We start from the raw sequence: 17475 nt of genomic DNA on the forward strand, positions 1-17475 counted from the left end.
AACGCGCCAGCCTCAACGCGCTAGAGATTCTTGTGCAGCCGTTCGGCGTGATAGCGCAGGTGATCCTCGATGAAGGAGGCGATGAAGTAGTAGCTGTGATCGTAGCCGGGCTGCCGACGCAGGGTGAGCGGGTGGTCGTGCTCGGCGCACACCGCCTCCAGCCGCTCGGGCCTGAGCTGCTCGTCGAGGAAGTCGTCGGCCTCGCCCTGGTCGATGAACAGCGGCTGGCGGGAGGCACCGCGGGCCACCAGCTCGCAGGCGTCGTACTGGGTCCACTTGCCGCGGTCCTCGCCCAGGTAGCCACCGAAGGCCTTCTGGCCCCAGGGGCAGTCGGACGGGTTGACGATGGGGGCGAAGGCCGATACCGAGCGGTAGTGGCCGGGCCGACGCAGGGCCATGATCAGCGCCCCATGGCCCCCCATGGAGTGGCCGCTGATGGACTCGCGACCGTTCACCGGGAAGTGCTGGCGCACCACCGAAGGGAGCTCCTCGGTAACGTAGTCGTACATGCGGTAGTGCTTCTTCCAGGGCGCCTGGGTGGCGTTGACGTAGAAGCCGGCGCCGGAACCGAAGTCGTAGCTGTCGTGCTCGCCGGGCAGGTCGGTGCCCCGGGGGCTGGTGTCGGGGCAGATGATGGCGATACCCAGCTCCGCCGCCAGGCGATGGGCGCCGGCCTTCTGCATGAAGTTCTCGTCGGTGCAGGTGAGTCCGGAGAGCCACCACAGCAGGGGCACCCGCTCGGCCTCGGCCTGGGGCGGCAGGTAGATGGCGAAGACCATCTCGCAGTCCAGCGCCCGGGAGCGGTGGCGATAGCGCTTGTGCCAGCCGCCGAAGCTCTTGTTGGCCGATACCAGCTCCAGGTTCTCGGTCATGGTCATGATGAGGTCTCCTGGCGGCCGGGATGCCTTTCCCGGCCGCTCCGCAAGGGGGTCAAGGGCGATACGACGCCTGGCGCGTCAGTAGTGAAGAACGGTACGGATGCTCTCACCCCGGTGCAGCAGGTCGAAGGCCTCGTTGATCTTCTCGAAGGGCATGTCGTGGGTGATGAAGTCGTCGATGTTGATCTCGCCCTTCATGTACTGCTCCACGTAGCCCGGCAGCTCCGAGCGCCCCTTGACGCCGCCGAAGGCGGAGCCCTTCCAGACCCGGCCGGTGACCAGCTGGAACGGACGGGTGGAGATCTCCTCGCCGGCACCGGCGACGCCGATGATGATCGACTCGCCCCACCCCTTGTGGCAGCACTCCAGCGCCGAGCGCATGACGTTGACGTTGCCGATGCACTCGAAGGAGTAGTCGACGCCGCCGTCGGTCAGGTCGACGATCACCTGCTGAATCGGGTCGCTGTACTCCTTGGGGTTGACGAAGTCGGTGGCACCGAACTGCTCGGCCAGCTTGAACTTCTCCGGGTTGACGTCGATGGCGATGATCCGGCTCGCCTTGGCCATCACCGCCCCCTGGATCACGGCCAGGCCGATGGCGCCGAGGCCGAAGACGGCCACGGTGGAGCCCGGCTCGACCTTGGCGGTGTTCATGACCGCGCCGATGCCGGTGGTCACGCCGCAGCCCAGCAGGCAGATCTTGTCCAGCGGTGCCTCCTTGGAGACCACCGCGAGCGACACCTCGGGGAGCACGGTGTACTCGCTGAAGGTGGAGGTGCCCATGTAGTGGTGCAGCATCTTGCCGTCCAGCGAGAAGCGGCTGGTGCCATCGGGCATCAGGCCCTTGCCCTGGGTGGCGCGCACGGCGCCGCACAGGTTGGTCTTGCCGGAGAGGCAGAACTTGCACTTGCCGCACTCGGCGGTATAGAGCGGGATGACGTGGTCGCCGGGACGCACGCTGGTCACCCCCTCACCCACCTCCTGAACGATGCCGGCGCCCTCATGGCCCAGCACCGCCGGGAAGTTGCCCTCCGGGTCGGCACCGGACAGCGTATAGGCATCGGTATGGCAGACGCTGGTGGCGGCCATCTTCACCAGCACCTCGCCGGCCTTGGGGCCCTCGACGTCGATCTCGACCAGCTCGAGGGGCTTGCCCGCTTCCAGGGCGACGGCGGCGCGTGATTTCATGGCGATATCCTCGTTGACGATGAACAGGCAGTGGGAACAGTGTAGGCAAAGCACCGGCCTGGGATAAACTGCACCAAATGCACGACATTATTGCTGTGAGGCAATAATCAACGAGGAACCTGCCATGCAGCGCTGGGATCGTATCGAAGCCTTCGTGGAAGTGGTGCGCCTGGGCACCTTCGCCGCCGCCGCCCGGGAGCTGTCCGTCTCGCCCTCCCACGTCAGCCGGCTTGTGGCCCAGCTCGAGCAGCAGCTCGGTACCGCCCTGCTCTACCGCACCACGCGCCAGATCCACCTGACCGACGACGACGAGGGACGACTCTACTTCACCCACTGCCGCCAGCTGTTCGACGGCTTCCGCGAGGCCGAGGCCGCCCTCAGCGACCTCCAGGAGCGCCCCCGCGGCCTGCTCAGCCTGACCTCGGCCACCACCTTCGGTGAGCGCTTCATCGCCCCGCTGGCCAACGCCTTCCTGCTCGAGCATCCGCGGCTGGAGGTGCGCATGCACTTCACCAACCGCCAGGTGGATATCATCGACGAGGGCTTCGATATCGCCATCCGCATGGGCAAGCTGGAGGACTCCACGCTGATCGCACGCCGCCTCTGCGAGCGGCGTGAATATGTGGTGGGGGCCCCAGCCTACTTCGCCCATGTCTCCCAACCCCACTCGCTGGCCGAGCTCTCCCGCCACCGCTGCCTGGTGGGCAGCCGGGACCACTGGCGCTTCGCCGTGGAGGGAGTGCGTCGCGAGGTGCGGGTGCCAGGCGTCTGGCGCGCCAACTCCGGTCCCGCCCTGCTCGACGCCGCGCTCAAGGGGCTGGGGCTGGCCCAGCTGCCCGACTACTACGTGGACCCCTACCTCGCCAGCGGCGAGCTGATCTCGGTGCTCGACGCCTATCGCCATGACGATACTGCCGTCTGGGCGGTCTTTCCACGCCACCGCCAGCGCTCCCCAAAGGTAGGCCAGTTCATCGATCATCTGGTGGCGCATCTGCCCAGCAGCCTGCCAGGACGAACCGGCACCGGTGCGGGCAGCGGCGTGATGGCCTCGAGCTTTCTCTGGCACCGGTGAGCGCCGCGCCAGGCGCATCAAAAAAGGCGCCCCGGGGGGCGCCTGAAGGTAGAAGTGAAGAGTATGGTCGGGGCCTCGGCGTTGCGCGACCGGACGCCCCTTGCCGTCTACTTGAAGTTCTTGCGGTAGGACTTGAGGATCTCGCCGACGATGCCGCTGCGGAAGCTCAGCACGCAGACCACGAAGATCACCCCGAGGATCGGCCCCACCCAGTTGCCCAGCGGCGACTGCGCCAGCAGGTGCTGCAGGCTGACCACGATGCCGGCGCCGACCACCGGGCCGAACAGCGTGCCCACCCCGCCCAGCAGGGTCATCAGGATCACCTCGCCGGACATGTGCCAGTGGGCGTCGGTCAGCGAGGCGAGCTGGAAGACCACCGTCTTGGTGGAGCCCGCCAGGCCGGCCAGCCCCGCGGAGAGGACGAAGGCCAGCCACTTGTAGGCATCGACGTTGTAGCCCAGCGAGATCGCCCGGGGCTCGTTCTCGCGGATCGCCTTGAGCACCTGGCCGTAGGGCGAGTGCACGGCGCGCTGGATGATGGCGAAGCCGAGCAGGAAGACCGCGAACACGAAGTAGTACATCGCCAGGTTGCTGCGCAGGCTGATGACGCCGAACAGCTCACCCCGCGGCACCCCGTGCAGGCCATCCTCGCCGCCGGTGAAGGGCGACTGGACGTAGACGAAGAACACCAGCTGGGCCAGCGCCAGGGTCACCATGGCGAAGTAGATGCCCTGGCGGCGGATCGACAGGGCGCCGAACACCGCACCGAGCACCACGGCGGCCAGGGTCCCGGCGAGGATACCCAGCTCCGGCGTGAGCGCCGGGTGGCTCGACAGCAGGTAGCCGGTGACATAGCCGCCGGTGGCCAGGAAGGCCGCGTGGCCGAAGGAGAGCAGCCCCGCGTAGCCGAGCAGCAGGTTGAAGGCGCAGGCGAAGAGCGCGAAGCACAGCACCTTCATCAGGAACACCGGGTAGGCGACGAAGGGCGCCACCAGGCCGATGCCGATCAGCACCAGGTAGAAGACGTTGCGGCGAATATCGGCGCGGCGCTGACGCTTCATGGAGGGAGTCAGCGTCTGGGTCTGGGTCGCGGACATGGTCATGCCTCCTTGCCGAACAGGCCGGCGGGTCGCAGCAGCAGCACCAGGATCATCACCAGGAAGATCACGGTGTTGGCCGCCTCGGGGTAGTACACCTTGGTGAGGCCCTCGATCAGGCCCATGCCAAGCCCGGTGAGCACGGCGCCCAGGATCGAGCCCATGCCGCCGATCACCACCACCGCGAAGACCACGATCAAGAGGTTGGAGCCCATGGTGGGCGACACCGGATAGAGCGGTGCGGCCAGCACCCCGGCGAAGGCGGCCAGCGCCACGCCGAAGCCGTAGGTGAGGGTGATCAGCAGCGGCACGTTGACGCCGAAGGCCTGCATCAGCGCCGGGTTCTCGGTGCCGGCGCGCAGGTAGGCGCCGAGGCGGGTGCGCTCGATCATGTACCAGGTGGCGAGACACACCACGATGGCCGCCACCAGCACGAAGGCGCGGTACTTGGGCAGGAACATGAAGCCAAGCTGGAAGCCGCCCTGGAGCGCCTCGGGAGTCGGGTAGCGAGCCCCTGAGACGCCGAAGAAGTTGACCAGGGTGCCCTCGAAGATCAGCGCCAGGCCAAAGGTCAGCAGCAGGCCGTAGAGGTGGTCCAGGTGGGCGATGCGGCGCAGCAGGGTGCGCTCGAGCAGCATGCCGAACAGGCCGACGAAGAGCGGCGCGAGCAGCAGCGCCGCCCAGTAGTTGATGCCCAGGTAGCGCATGCCGAGCAGGGTGGCGAAGGCCCCCAGCATGTACATGGCACCGTGAGCGAAGTTGACGATCTTCAGCAGGCCGAAGATCACCGCCAGGCCCAGGCTGAGCAGGGCGTAGAAGGCACCGTTGATCAGGCCGAGCAGGAGCTGGCCGAGGAACACCGCCAGCGGCACCCCGAATATCATCGTCATGTCAGGAATCTCCCGTCAGAGGGGGCGGCGGCCGAGGCCGCCGCCGGTCTTGCTCGCTTCAGTTCTGCACCAGCTTGCACTGGCTCTCGGAGAGCGGACGGAACGCTTCCTCGGCGGGGATGGTGGCGAGTATCTCGTAGAGGTCCCACTCGTGCTCGGACTCCTCCGGCGACTTCACCTGGGCCAGGAACATGTCGTGGACCATGCGGCCGTCCTCGCGGACACGACCGTTGCGGGAGAAGAAGTCGTTGATCGGCTTCTCGCCCAGGGCTGCGCGCACCGCGACCGGGTCGTCGGTGCCCAGCTCGGCCACGGTCTCTAGGTAGTGCATGGTGCTGGAGTAGATGCCGGCCTGGACCATGGTCGGCATGCGGCCCACGCGCTCGTAATAGCGCTCGGCCCACTCGCGGGACTCGTCGTCCATGTTCCAGTACCAGCCGGTGGTCAGCAGCAGGCCCTGGGTGGTTTCGAGGCCCATGGCGTAGACATCGTTGAGGAACACCAGCAGGCCGGCGAGCTGCTGGCCCGCTTCCACCACCCCGAACTGGCTGGCGGTATTGATGGCGTTGACGGTATCGGCACCGGCGTTGGCCAGGCCGATGATCTTGGCCCCGGAGCCCTGGGCCTGGAGGATGTAGGAGGAGAAGTCGTCGGTGGGGAACGGGTGGCGCACGCCGCCGACGATCTGGCCACCGGCCTCCTCGACCACCCGGGTCACGTCGCCTTCCAGGGCGTGACCGAAGGCGTAGTCGGCGGTGAGCATGAACCAGGTGTCGCCACCCTGCTCGACGATCGCCTTGGCGGTGCCGTTGGCCAGCGGGTAGGTGTCATAGACCCAGTGGATATGGTTCGGGGTGCAGTGCTCGTTGGTGATGCTGGAGGCCGCGGAGCCGGAGATGATGCCCAGGCCGTTGTTCTCCTCGATCACCCGGGTAGCGGCGATGACCACCGAGGAGGCCACCATGCCGGAGACCAGGTCGACGTTGCGGGTATCGAACCACTCGCGCACGGTGTTGGCGCCCACGTCGGCGCTGTTGCGGTCGTCGGCACTGAAGACCTGGATCGGGGCGCCGTTGACGTTGCCGCCGAAGTCTTCCACGGCCATGCGCAGGGCCTCGAGGCCACCGGGGCCGGCCAGGTCGCGGTAGGTGCCGGACATGTCGGCCAGGTAGCCGATACGCACCTCTCCGTCGCTGATCTCGGCCTGGGCGGTGGTAGCCATGGCAGCGGTGGCGGCCAGGGCAACGGCGGCGGTGAGGCTCTTCTTGATGAAGGTCATGCTGATCTCCTCTGCCCCGAAGCGGGGCTCTTGTTGTTGTTGCGATGTGGTGTTGCGGCGTGTCGTTGGGATTCGGTGTTGTGAATAGCGGTGGCGCCGAGGCGCAGATCCAGCCTACACCCCCAGCAGGGTGTGCAGATGCTCGCGCCGACTCGGCAGCTCGGCCGCCGCGATCTCCTCTACGATGCGGCCGTGATCCATCACGAAGTGGCGGTCGGCCAGGGGGGCGGCAAAGCGGAAGTTCTGCTCCACCAGCACGATGGTCATGCCGCGCTCCTTGAGCTTGACCAGCACCTCGCCCAGCGCCTGGACGATGACCGGTGCCAGCCCCTCGGTGATCTCGTCGAGCAGCAAGAGCCGCGCCCCGGTGCGCAGGATCCGCGCCATGGCCAGCATCTGCTGCTCGCCCCCGGAGAGCCGCGTGCCCTGACTGCGCCGCCGCTCGTAGAGGTTGGGGAACATCGCGTAGATCTCGTCGATCGACATCCCGCCGGAGCGCACCGTGGGCGGCAGCAGCAGGTTCTCCTCGACGTCGAGGCTGGCGAAGATGCCGCGCTCCTCAGGGCAGTAGCCAATCCCCAGCCGCGGGATGCGGTGGGCCCTCATGCCCAGCGTCTCGTTGCCGTTGACCATGATCGAGCCGGTGCGCCGGCCGACCATGTTCATGATCGCCTTGAGGGTGGTGCTGCGCCCGGCGCCGTTGCGCCCGAGCAGGGTCACGAGCTCGCCGCGCTTCACGTTGAAGTCGACACCGTGGAGGATGTGCGACTCGCCGTAGAAGGCGTGCAGGTCGCTGACCCGCAGCATCTCGGCGCCGTCGCGGTCCTGGTACTGCAGGGCCGGGGCCTGCATCGCCTGGGCTGCCTGGTTCATGCCGTGGCCTCCTCTTCCGCCGCTTCGCTGCCCATGTAGGCCTCCTTGACCCGCGGGTCGGCGGAGACGGTGGCGTAGTCGCCCTCAGCCAGCACCGCGCCGCGGGCCAGCACGGTGATGCGATCGCACAGCCGGCTCACCACACTGAGGTTGTGCTCCACCATCAGCACGGTGCGCCCCCGGGCGACCCGGCGGATCAGCTCGACGATGCGGTCGACGTCCTCGGCGCCCATGCCCTGGGTCGTCTCATCGAGCAGCATCAGGGTGGGGTCCATGGCCAGGGTAGTGGCGACCTCCAGGGCCCGCTTGCGGCCGTAGGGCATCTCCACGGTGAGCACGTCGGCATAGTCGCGCAGGCCCACCTCCTCGAGCAGCTCGATGGCGCGGTCGTTGAGGTGGTCGAGGGTGCGCTCGGACTTCCAGAAGTGGAAGGAGGTTCCCATGGGACGCTGCAGCGCCACGCGCACGTTCTCCATGGCGGTCATGTGGCCGAACACCGCGGAGATCTGGAAGGAGCGCACCAGGCCCATCCGCGCAATCTCGTTGGCCTTCATGCCGGTGATCGGCTGGCCGCGATAGAGGATCTCGCCGCGAGTGGGCGGCAGGAACTTGGTGAGCAGGTTGAAGACGGTGGTCTTGCCCGCCCCGTTGGGGCCGATCAGGGCATGGATATGCCCCTCCTGGACCTGCAGGTTGACATCGTCCACGGCGGTGAAGCCGCGGAATTCCTTGGTCAACCCCCGAGTCTCCAGAATGAAGTCCTGGGTCATGTGACGTCCTCTCTGGATCGCGCGAACGATCCGCCGTTGGTGCTGTTGTCGTTGTTGTGTGCCGTTGTCGTTGTTCTGGCCATCTCGGCATCGGACTGGCCGGGCGCTTGTGGATCAGGGGCGCTCCGGCATTTTACGTTAACGTAAGCTAGAGGACTCGAGGCGGCACAGCAATAGTCAGTTGGGCATGACTCGACCAATGGCGTAGTTTCCGGTTTTTCAATAGCTTGAAAACGAATCTCTCGATTGACACAGAGCTTTGAAAAGAAACAGCTTTATCAAAGCATGGGCAAAATGAGACCCAGGTAGTAGAATACATGCATCAATGAATGTCCTGATTCGGAAACCCTTGCCCCCCATGTCTCAACTCCCACCCCCCGGCCAGCCCTGGCCCATCGGCTTCACCGCCACCTGCCTGCGCGCCACCCTCTATATCCTGCTGATCGCAGGGCTTGCCCAGGGCGCCTACATCGAGGCGCTGCACTATCCCGAGGTACGCTTCTCGGAGTACGGCTTTACCGAGCTCACCCAGAGTGTGCTACTGCTCATGGCATCATTGCTGTTGCTCTATACCCGCCAGGTGCTGAAGGTGCTGCCCACCGTCACCCTGCTGATGTTCGCCTTCACCTTCAGTTCCTTCATTCGCGAGCAGGACTATTTCCTGGACACCTGGGTGGCGCGACATACCTGGAAGGTGCTGGTGACGCTGGTGATCGTGCCCATACTCTTCTGGGTGATCCGCGAACGCCGGCGCTTCGTCACCGAGTTCGCGAGTTACGCCAACAGCTTCTCCTTCGGCCTCTTTGCCGCAGGGGTGCTCACTACCTACGTCTTCTCGCGTCTCTATGGCCGCCAGGACTTCTGGATGGCGGTGATGGAGGAGAACTATGTGCGCACCTTCAAGGATGCCGCCGAGGAGGTGGTGGAGCTGCTCGGCTATGCGCTGATCCTGATCGCCGTCATCGAGCTGCCCCTGCTGGCCCGGCGCTGGGCCCTGGCCCGCCGCAAGGCCTGAATCACCCGCTACTCCGCTAGCCCGCCACCCGCTACTTCACCACGCAGAGCGGTCTCCTCAGGGAGATCGCTCTGCGTGAGGTCATGGACAAGAGAGATTGAGTTTGCAGACGCCGGCACTTCGAAGTAATGTCGCGCCATGCCTTAAAAAAAAAAATACCACTACAAACTCACTCCTAAAGAGAAACAACCATGTCCAGCTCCCGTATGCGGGGAGAGCGCATCAGACGCGGTGCCTTCACCCGCTTCCTCAACACCGTGGAGTGGCTCGGTAACCTGCTGCCCCACCCCGTCACCCTCTTTGCCCTGCTCTGCGTCATCGTGGTGGTGGCCAGCGGCATCGCCGGCGCCCTCGGCGTTTCGGTCGCCGACCCCCGTCCCGCCAACGAGGGCGAGTGGATCGCCGTCAACTCCCTGATGAACGCCGATGGTCTGCGGCGACTGGTTACCGAGATGGTGACCAACTTCACCGGTTTCGCACCGCTTGGCACCGTACTGGTGGCCATGCTCGGGGTCGGGGTAGCCGAGCACTCCGGCCTGCTCTCGGCCAGCATGCGAGCCCTGGTGCTGAACCGCTCCCCGCGGATCGTCACCTATGCGGTGGTGTTCGCCGGCATCATGTCCAACATGGCCGCCGAACTCGGCTATGTGGTGCTGATTCCGCTGGCGGCGATGATCTTCCACTCCCTGGGCCGCCACCCCCTGGCGGGGCTGGCCGCCGCTTTCTGCGGGGTGTCAGGCGGCTATAGCGCCAACCTGCTGATCGGCACCGTGGACCCGCTGCTCTCCGGCATTACCCAGGAAGCGGCTCGGCTTCTCGACCCGGCCTATGTGGTCGGCGCCGAGGCCAACTGGTTCTTCATGATCGTCAGCACCTTCGCCGTGACCCTGATCGGCGGCCTGGTGACTGAGCGTATCGTCGAACCCAAGCTGGGCCGCTTCGATGCCGCCTATGCCGAGGCCGATATCGACAGCCAGCAGATGGCTACACTCTCGGCGACGGAGAAACGGGCACTCAAGGGCACCGGCCTGGCGACCCTCGCCCTGGTGGCCGGCCTGGCCCTGCTGGTGGTCCCGGAGTGGGGCGTGCTGCGCCACCCTGAGACCGGCCTGGTCAGCGGGTCGCCCTTCCTCAGCGGCATCGTGGTGATCGTCGCCGTCTCCTTCTCTCTCCTCGGCTTCGTCTACGGCCGGCTGGCCGGCACCATGCGCAACGATCGCGACGTGATCGACGCCATGTCGCGCAGCATGAGCAGTCTCGGCCTCTATATCGTTCTGGTGTTCTTCGCCGCGCAGTTCGTGGCGCTGTTCAACTGGAGCAACTTCGGCACCGTCATCGCCGTGGCCGGCGCCGACGTGCTCGAGTCGCTGGGGCTTGGCGGTCCGGCACTGTTCGCGCTGTTCATCCTGATGTGCGCCTTCGTCAATCTCTCCCTGGGCAGCGCTTCGGCGCAGTGGGCGGTGACCGCACCGATCTTCGTGCCGATGCTGATGCTGATGGGCTATGCGCCGGAAGTGATCCAGGCGGCCTACCGCATCGGCGACTCGGTGACCAACCTGATCACGCCGATGATGAGCTACTTCGGATTGATCATGGCGGTGGCGGCACGCTATCGGAAGGATCTCGGCATCGGCACCCTGGTGGCGCTGATGCTGCCTTACACCCTCTTCATGCTGATCGGCTGGAGTCTGCTGTTCTTCGTCTGGGTCTTCCTGCTCGGCCTGCCGGTGGGCCCCGGCGCCGCGACCCACTACACGCTGTAACGTAGCGCCCAGGCACGCGCATACGCATACGAAGACGCCCGCAGGTCTGACCTGCGGGCGTCCTTGTATCGGCTGCGACGTTCAGTCGTCGAGGAACGAGCGTAGCGGCTCGGAGCGCGAGGGGTGGCGCAGCTTGCGCAACGCCTTGGCCTCGATCTGGCGGATACGCTCGCGGGTGACGTCGAACTGCTTGCCGACCTCCTCGAGGGTGTGGTCGGTGTTCATGTCGATACCGAAGCGCATGCGCAGCACCTTGGCTTCCCGGGCGGTGAGACCACCGAGCACGTTGCGGGTCGCCTCGATCAGCCCCTCGCCGGTGGCGGAGTCGATAGGCAGGATCATGGTGCTGTCCTCGATGAAGTCACCCAGGTGCGAGTCGTCGTCGTCACCGATGGGGGTCTCCATGGAGATCGGCTCCTTGGCGATCTTAAGCACCTTGCGCACCTTGTCTTCCGGCATCTCGAGACGCTCGCCCAGCTCCTCGGGGGTGGGCTCGCGGCCCATCTCCTGGAGCATCTGCCGGGAGACCCGGTTGAGCTTGTTGATCGTCTCGATCATGTGCACCGGAATACGGATGGTGCGCGCCTGGTCGGCGATGGAGCGGGTGATCGCCTGGCGAATCCACCAGGTGGCGTAGGTGGAGAACTTGTAGCCGCGGCGATACTCGAACTTGTCCACCGCCTTCATCAGGCCGATGTTGCCCTCCTGGATCAGGTCCAGGAACTGCAGGCCACGGTTGGTGTACTTCTTGGCGATGGAGATCACCAGGCGCAGGTTGGCCTCGACCATCTCCTTCTTGGCACGGCGCGCCTTGGCCTCACCGATGGAGAGGCGACGGTTGACCTCCTTGATCTCCTGCACCGGCAGGCGAACCATCTCCTCCTCGAAGGCGATCTTACGCTGGGCACGCTGGATGTCAGTGCGCAGCGGCTCGAGGCGGTCGGCGTACTTGGGGAACTCCTGCCCGAAGGCGTCGAGCCACTCGGGGTCGGACTCGCTGCCCGGGAAGGACTTGATGAAGGTCTTGCGGGGGATGCGTGCCTTCTTGACGCACAGCTGCATCACCGCCTTCTCCTGGGCACGCACCTGCTCGACGCTGATGCGCACCTGATTCACCAGGCGCTCGAAGTGCTTGGGCACCAGCTTGATCGGCGAGAACAGCTCGGCCAGGCGCGCCAGCTCTTCCTGGGCCTGCTTTGAGCCACGCCCATGGGCCTCGATGGCGGCCTGAGCCGCGGCGCTCTGCTCGCGGATCTGCTCGAAACGCGCACGCGCCTCCTCCGGGTCCGGGCCGCCCTCGTTGCTGGTGGTGTCTTCCTCGTCCTCGTCGTCCGCGCCGTCGCTCTCCTCGTCCAGCTCGTCGCTGACCTCGGGGTCGGGCACCTCGGCTTCGGCCACCCCGGGGATGCCCTCGTCGGGATCGATGAAGCCGGAGAAGAGGTCCGACAGGCGACCGGGCGCCTCCTCATCCTGCGTGGCGTCGTAGGCCTCGAGGATGGAGTCGACGGCACCGGGCAGGTAGGCCAGCGCGGACATCACCTCGCGGGTCCCCTCCTCGATGCGCTTGGCGATCTCGATCTCGCCCTCGCGGGTCAGCAGCTCCACGGTCCCCATCTCACGCATGTACATGCGCACCGGGTCGGTGGTACGGCCCACGTCGCTCTCCACCGCCGCCAGGGCCGCCACGGCCTCCTCGGCGGCAGACTCGTCGGTGGAGTGATCCGACATCATCAGGGTATCTTCATCGGGGGCTTCCTCGACGACGCTGATACCCATGTCGTTGATCATGCCGATGATGTCTTCCACCTGATCGGGGTCGGCGATATCCTCGGGTAGATGGTCGTTGACCTCGGCATAGGTCAGGTAGCCCTGTTCCTTGCCGCGCGCGATCAACTCCTTCAGACGTGACTGCTGCTGCGCATTTCCAGCCATAGAAACCCTATCTCGACGAAGAAGAATGAAGCACCTGAAGCGCTCGGTGGAGAAAACTCGTGAAGCCAAACAGTATAGCGCCGTAACGCCCCTTTCTGCCAGTTCGCTCTATTTGCGCAGTCAATCAGGTGTGTTAGGTTGTCAGGTTGCCCCTGGGGTGGCGCTCTCTCCTATGTGGTGATGGTAGGAGAAAAATCAACCCTGGCGCCAACCTGAATAATGCTAGTTGACCTTCCGGTCAGCCATGCAGTTCGGTGAGCAGGACCATCAGCCGCTGCTTCTCCTCCCGCGAAAGCCGTTCCCCGCTCCTCTCCCTGGCCAGCAGGGCGTCGATCTCCTCCTGGGGAGAGCGCCGCTGCCGCGTCCTGCGAAAGTGAGCCACCAGCCCTTCCAGCTCGGCGCCACGCGCCTCTCTCGGGATCAGCAGCTCGCGGCGCGCCAGGGCGGCGAGGCGCTCGCCCTCGGCGCTGCCATGGAAGTGGGCCAGCAGCACCTGGGCGCTGCGATAGCGACCGGCCCGCAGCAGGCGAATCACCTCACGGCACAGGCGGCCGTCGGGCTCCTCCTCCGGGCACCAGTCGTCCTCCTCCGGCAGCCGCGCCACCAGCGCCGGCTCGTGAACCAGCAACTGCAGGGCGCGGGCCACCAGGCTCAGCGCCCCGCCGGAGGGCGCCACCGGGGCCGCACTCTCCCCCAGCGGCGGCGCTTCGGACATGCCGGCGGGCTCGTCCAGCGGCGCACCCGCACCGGGCACCTCCCGCCCCGGCGCAGGCTCGGCGGCAGCCGAGCGCGCCAGCAGAGCGCTGAAGTCTGCCGCCTCGACGCCGGTACGCCGCGAGAGCTCGCTGAGCATCAGCGACTTCAGCACCCCCTCCGGCAGGCGGGCCAGCGCCGCCAGCACCTGGCTGGCATAGCGCTCGCGATCCTCGATCCTCGCCAGGTCGCGCCCCGCCGCCGCCTGGTCGAAGAGGAACTCCGACAGAGGACTGGCGCAGGTGATGCGGTCCTGGAAGGCCTCGGCCCCCTCGCGACGCACCAGGGTGTCCGGATCCTCCCCCTCGGGCAGGAACAGGAAGCGCGCCTGGCGCCCGTCGATCATCAACGGCAGTACCGTCTCCAGCGCCCTTGCGGCGGCCTGCCGCCCGGCGCGGTCGCCGTCGAAGCAGAACACCACCTCCCTGACCAGGCGGAATAGCCGGGTCAGGTGCTCCTCGCTGGTGGAGGTGCCCAGGGTAGCCACCGCATTGCGGATGCCGAACTGGGCCAGGGCCACCACGTCCATGTAGCCCTCCACGATCACCAGGCGCTCCAGGCGATGGTCGGCCTGGCGGGCTTCAAAGAGGCCGTAGAGCTCGCGCCCCTTGTGGAACACCGGGGTCTCGGGCGAGTTGAGGTACTTGGGCTTGGCATCGCCCAGCACCCGGCCGCCGAAGGCGATGGTGCGGCCCTTGATGTCGCGGATCGGAAACATCACCCGGTCGCGGAAGCGGTCGTAGGTGCGTCCGCTCTCCTCGCGATGCACCAGCAGGCCATACTCCACCTGCACCGCCTCGCCGATGCCCCGCTCGGTCAGGTGGCGCTTGAGCGCCTCCCAGTCGTCCGGGGCATAGCCGATGCCGAAGGTCTGCTGTACCTCCGGCGAGAGGCCGCGCCGCTCCAGATAGCCCCGGGCGCCCTGGCCCTCGGGCATCTTCAGCCGCTCGCGGAAGAAGCTGGCGGCCAGCTCGAGCAGGTTGACCCCCTCCTTGCGCTTGCGTCCCCCGCGCCTGGGCCCGCGGGTCATCGGCGCCCTCGCGAGGCACCTCCAGACCCAGCCGGCCGGCGAGCTGCTCCACCGCCTCCGGGAAGCGCAGCTTGTCGTACTCCATCAGGAAGCGCAGGGCGTTGCCGTGGGCGCCACAGCCGAAGCAGTGATAGAACTGCTTGTCGGCGCTGACGGTGAACGACGGCGTCTTCTCCTGATGGAAGGGGCAGAGCCCGGAGTAGTTGCGGCCGGCCTTCTTCAGCTTGACCCGCTCGCCCACCAACTCGACCACGTCGACGCGGGCCAGCAGGTCATCGAGGAAGCGCTGGGGAATCTGTCCTGCCATGGAATCGGATCACCTCGACGAGCCGCGATGCGATCGCTTCAGGGCGTCGGCACCCGCTGGGTACCGCCACCCAGGAAAAAACAAGCGGCCACCGGATGGCGGCCGCTTGGCGTCCTCCTGAGACGGCCGGGTCCGGAGCCCCGACTATCTCCAGCACGGATCAATAGAGCCGTTCGAAACGCTTGCGCTCACGCTGGACCTTCTTGGCGTGACGCTTGACGGCAGCCGCCGCCTTGCGCTTGCGCTCTGCGGTGGGCTTCTCGTAGGACTCGCGACGACGTACCTCGGAGAGAACACCGGCTTTTTCGCAGGAACGCTTGAAGCGACGCAGTGCGACGTCAAACGGCTCGTTATCACGTACTTTGACAGAAGGCATTAAGCACTCACCTACCTTAGGTAACTAGAGTTCGGTTAGTACGCACACCCCTGCGGGTGGCAGCTTTCGCGACGAGAAAGCACCCGGAACGCCGGGAGGCGAGCCGGAAGGCGAAAACGGTCGCGGGAAATCGCCACCTGGGTGCACGACCCAGTCTTGCAGCGCACAATAGTCTAGTCGTGCCCCCCACCCTTTGCAAATGCTTTCCACCCCCAAACCGCGTAGAATGCCGGGCTGTTCCGCACAACCGAGCCGACACCATGCGCGTACTGGGCATCGAGACCTCCTGCGACGAGACCGGCGTCGCCCTCTTCGACACCGAGCACGGCCTCGTCGCCGATGCGCTCTACAGCCAGGTGGCCATGCACGCCGAATACGGCGGCGTGGTGCCGGAGCTGGCCTCCCGCGACCACACCCGGCGCCTGCTGCCGCTGATCCAGCAGGTGCTCGACGAGGCGAGGCTCTCCCGCGACGAGCTGGACGCCATCGCCTACACCGCGGGGCCCGGCCTGGTGGGCGCCCTGATGGTGGGCGCCGCCACCGCCCATGGCATGGCCCGGGCGCTGGGCATCCCGGTGCTCGGGGTTCATCACATGGAGGGCCACCTGCTGGCGCCCATGCTGGAGGATGAGCGCCCCGAGTTCCCCTTCGTGGCGCTGCTGGTCTCAGGCGGCCACACCCAACTGGTCGAGGTGAGGGGCCTTGGCGACTACACCCTGCTGGGCGAGTCCGTGGACGACGCCGCCGGCGAGGCCTTCGACAAGGCGGCCAAGATGCTCGGCCTGGACTACCCCGGCGGTCCCCAGGTGGCGCGACTGGCCGAGCAGGGAGACCCCAAGCGCTTCCGCTTCCCGCGGCCGATGACCGACCGCCCGGGGCTCGACTTCAGCTTCTCGGGCCTCAAGACCCACACCCTGACCGCCATCCGCCAGCTGGAGGAGGCGGGCGAACTGGACGATCAGGCCCGCGCCGACGTGGCCCGCGCCTTCGAGGAGGCGGTGGTGGACACCCTGGTGATCAAGTGCCGCCGCGCCCTGGATCAGACCGGCCTCAAGCGCCTGGTGATGGCCGGCGGGGTCAGCGCCAATGCGCGGCTGCGCGAGCGGCTGGAGCACGAGTGCGCCAAGCGCAGCGCCAGGGCCTACTACCCCCGTGGGCGCTTCTGCACCGACAACGGCGCGATGATCGCCTATGTGGGGGCACAGCGGCTGCTGGCCGGCGAGCGCGACGAGCAGGGCGTGATGAAGGCGGTGCCGCGCTGGCCGATGGATACGCTGAAAGCGCCTTAAAGCCTACGCCTGAACGCCGGGTAACGAGACTCGCGATCCCGGGGGCGAAACCCTGCCACTTCGCTTGCCGCTTGCACGTCGGGGCACAACATAATCCTTCACGGGTGCCCCTCAATCGACATCCCTGTCGATTGACGTGCGCGGCGGCGCTCGTTGCCAGCCCCCCCGGGTAGATATCGCTTCGCTTCGTTACCCGGCCGTCCTCGGCACACACCAGACAAGGCTAAAGCCCTGGTTCGTCGCCGCGCCCCAGGCGCTGGATATTGAGCACGTGACGCACCAGCACCAGCAGCGTGAAGGCGATCACCACGACCACATAGTCCGGCGCCAGCCACAGGCTGGCGAGGGGAGCGGCGGCGGCGCTGGCCAGCGACGCCACCGCGGCGGTGCGCACGCGCCAGGCGAGCAGCGCCCAGAGCAGCGCGCATACCAGCGCCACCCCCGGCGTCAGCACCAGCATCACCCCGAAGGCGCTGGCCACCGCCTTGCCCCCCCGGAAGCGGTGCCAGAGCGGGTAGCTGTGGCCCAGCAGGACCGCCAGCCCCACCAGGCCCTGGGCCCAGGGGGGCATTCCCAGCAGGATCGCCAGCAGCAGCACCGGCATGCCCTTGGCGGCATCCACCAGCAGGGTGGCCAGCGCCAGGCGGCGCCCGTGGAGGCGCAGCACGTTGGAGAACCCCGGGTTGAAGGAGCCGTCCAGGCGGGGGTCGCCGACGCCAGCCAGCCGGCAGACGGTCAGGGCTCCCAGCCAGCTCCCGCTGAGATAGCCCAGCGCCACCAGAGGCAGCATCGGGGCCCAGAGCGGCAGCGACAAGATGAGCGGCGCTTCCATGGCCGGCCTCCCGAGAAGGAACAGGCTCCATTCTGCCAGGCACAGCGAAGCGCGCCCAGCACCTGCGGTGTTCGCCAGCGGGCGGCTCGCGTACAATCCCGCCACGCCTGCCGCAGGCGATTCGACGACTG

Annotated in this window: 14 protein-coding genes and 1 pseudogene; 4 read left to right on the forward strand and 11 right to left on the reverse strand. The window is 66.8% G+C overall.

The window, feature by feature from the left end; genetic code table 11:
- Positions 1-20: 20 nt before the first annotated feature.
- Together fghA and B6N23_RS06405 are read right to left on the reverse strand one after the other, a co-directional pair.
- Positions 21-878 carry an S-formylglutathione hydrolase gene (gene fghA / locus B6N23_RS06400; protein ID WP_305502966.1) on the reverse strand — a complete coding sequence of 286 codons (858 nt, stop codon included), beginning with the start codon at positions 876-878 and terminating at the stop codon, positions 21-23.
- Positions 879-956: 78 nt separating this feature from the next.
- On the reverse strand, positions 957-2066 hold the full coding sequence (locus B6N23_RS06405) for an S-(hydroxymethyl)glutathione dehydrogenase/class III alcohol dehydrogenase (RefSeq protein WP_305502968.1): 1110 nt from the start codon (positions 2064-2066) through the stop codon (positions 957-959).
- Positions 2067-2190: 124 nt separating this feature from the next.
- On the opposite strand from B6N23_RS06405, the gene B6N23_RS06410 reads away from it, so the two are divergent.
- Positions 2191-3138: a LysR family transcriptional regulator gene (locus B6N23_RS06410; RefSeq protein ID WP_305502970.1), complete on the forward strand. Its 948-nt coding sequence runs from the start codon at positions 2191-2193 to the stop codon at positions 3136-3138.
- Between the two features lie 107 nt (positions 3139-3245).
- On the opposite strand, the gene B6N23_RS06415 is transcribed toward B6N23_RS06410, so the two are convergent.
- From B6N23_RS06415 to B6N23_RS06435, 5 genes are all read right to left on the reverse strand, one after another.
- Positions 3246-4235 carry a branched-chain amino acid ABC transporter permease gene (locus tag B6N23_RS06415; RefSeq protein WP_305502972.1) on the reverse strand — a complete coding sequence of 330 codons (990 nt, stop codon included), beginning with the start codon at positions 4233-4235 and terminating at the stop codon, positions 3246-3248.
- 2 nt (positions 4236-4237) lie between these two features.
- On the reverse strand, positions 4238-5125 hold the full coding sequence (locus B6N23_RS06420) for a branched-chain amino acid ABC transporter permease (protein ID WP_110068543.1): 888 nt from the start codon (positions 5123-5125) through the stop codon (positions 4238-4240).
- A gap of 58 nt (positions 5126-5183) precedes the next feature.
- Positions 5184-6404 carry an ABC transporter substrate-binding protein gene (locus tag B6N23_RS06425; protein WP_305502975.1) on the reverse strand — a complete coding sequence of 407 codons (1221 nt, stop codon included), beginning with the start codon at positions 6402-6404 and terminating at the stop codon, positions 5184-5186.
- Between the two features lie 114 nt (positions 6405-6518).
- Positions 6519-7256: an ABC transporter ATP-binding protein gene (locus tag B6N23_RS06430; protein ID WP_305503725.1), complete on the reverse strand. Its 738-nt coding sequence runs from the start codon at positions 7254-7256 to the stop codon at positions 6519-6521.
- Positions 7257-7273: 17 nt separating this feature from the next.
- Complete coding sequence (locus B6N23_RS06435) at positions 7274-8047, reverse strand: ABC transporter ATP-binding protein (RefSeq protein WP_305502977.1); 774 nt, start codon at positions 8045-8047, stop codon at positions 7274-7276.
- A 358-nt stretch (positions 8048-8405) separates the two neighbouring features.
- On the opposite strand from B6N23_RS06435, the gene B6N23_RS06440 reads away from it, so the two are divergent.
- Both B6N23_RS06440 and B6N23_RS06445 read left to right on the forward strand, forming a co-directional pair.
- Positions 8406-9062, forward strand: coding sequence for a hypothetical protein (locus B6N23_RS06440; protein WP_305502979.1), 657 nt, complete (start codon positions 8406-8408; stop codon positions 9060-9062).
- A gap of 191 nt (positions 9063-9253) precedes the next feature.
- Positions 9254-10825 carry an AbgT family transporter gene (locus B6N23_RS06445; protein WP_305502981.1) on the forward strand — a complete coding sequence of 524 codons (1572 nt, stop codon included), beginning with the start codon at positions 9254-9256 and terminating at the stop codon, positions 10823-10825.
- Between the two features lie 81 nt (positions 10826-10906).
- Here B6N23_RS06445 and rpoD read toward each other — a convergent pair whose 3' ends face one another.
- The 3 genes and pseudogenes from rpoD to rpsU all read right to left on the reverse strand — a co-directional run bounded on the left by rpoD (position 10907) and on the right by rpsU (position 15223).
- On the reverse strand, positions 10907-12757 hold the full coding sequence (rpoD, locus tag B6N23_RS06450; protein ID WP_305502983.1) for an RNA polymerase sigma factor RpoD: 1851 nt from the start codon (positions 12755-12757) through the stop codon (positions 10907-10909).
- 238 nt (positions 12758-12995) lie between these two features.
- Positions 12996-14847: pseudogene (gene dnaG / locus B6N23_RS06455) on the reverse strand (DNA primase).
- Between the two features lie 160 nt (positions 14848-15007).
- Positions 15008-15223, reverse strand: a complete 216-nt coding sequence (gene rpsU / locus B6N23_RS06460) for a 30S ribosomal protein S21 (protein WP_110068537.1) — start codon at positions 15221-15223, stop codon at positions 15008-15010.
- A 260-nt stretch (positions 15224-15483) separates the two neighbouring features.
- Between rpsU and tsaD the strand changes: the two genes are divergently transcribed.
- Entirely contained in the window at positions 15484-16512 is a 1029-nt protein-coding gene (tsaD, locus tag B6N23_RS06465) for a tRNA (adenosine(37)-N6)-threonylcarbamoyltransferase complex transferase subunit TsaD (protein WP_169957581.1), read from the forward strand.
- 223 nt (positions 16513-16735) lie between these two features.
- Here the strand turns inward: tsaD and plsY are convergent, their stop codons facing one another.
- Positions 16736-17344, reverse strand: a complete 609-nt coding sequence (plsY, locus tag B6N23_RS06470) for a glycerol-3-phosphate 1-O-acyltransferase PlsY (RefSeq protein WP_302141218.1) — start codon at positions 17342-17344, stop codon at positions 16736-16738.
- Positions 17345-17475 lie beyond the last annotated feature (131 nt).

Origin of the sequence: Halomonas alkalicola (assembly GCF_030704205.1) — a bacterium.
Classification (GTDB): Bacteria; Pseudomonadota; Gammaproteobacteria; order Pseudomonadales; family Halomonadaceae; genus Halomonas; species Halomonas alkalicola.